This is a genomic window from Arthrobacter sp. ZGTC131, from assembly GCF_002929275.1.
GTDB lineage: Bacteria > Actinomycetota > Actinomycetes > Actinomycetales > Micrococcaceae > Arthrobacter.
In genome coordinates, this window is sequence record NZ_PJIK01000073.1 from 1 (window position 1) to 638 (window position 638).

The window sequence follows — 638 nt, forward strand, 5'->3', positions numbered from 1 at the left end:
GCTTCCTGGAGCACACCGACAAAGGTGAGCATGCCGCAGATCAGCAGGACCGTGGTCCAGCTGATCTTGTTGATGGCGCCCTTTTGCGCCTGCGGGGAAACCAACGCCAGGATCACGGCGATGGTGATGGAGACAAAGCCAACATCAACCTTGAATCCGAGGGCGATGACGGCAAGGGCGACCAAACCGGCGATCGTCACAATCTGCGGAAACAGTTCGGTGCGGGATTTAGTGGCGGTAAGACCGTCTCCGGCAGGGTCGCGCGGACCATAGATGTCGGAGCCGAATCCCTTGAAGGCGACGTCGGCGCGGCCAGCGGTGCTGAGGTTCATCCGTGCCTGGGCAACTTCCTCCACGAAGCCGCCCACCTTGCCGCTGCGAAGTTTGCTGCCGCCCAGGACAAAGAACAGAATCAGGGCAATAAAGGTATTGAAGAGCAGGCTGGCTAGGAATACGGCCAGGGGGCTGGATTCCAGATCGGTTTCACCGATGATGCCGTTGACCGTGACTCCGTAGACGGCAATTGGCGAGAATCCGCCTGCCTGCGCACCGTGGATCACCATCATGCCCATCATCAGCGGATTGATCTTGTGTTTGGCCGCAAAACCCAGGGCAATCGGGGCCACGATGGCGACGGC

General features: G+C 59.9%; 1 protein-coding gene. It reads right to left on the reverse strand.

Features of this window, described 5'->3' with window-relative positions:
• A partial coding sequence (locus tag CXQ90_RS21740) for an SLC13 family permease (RefSeq protein WP_258064715.1) occupies positions 1–638 on the reverse strand: 638 nt, incomplete at both ends.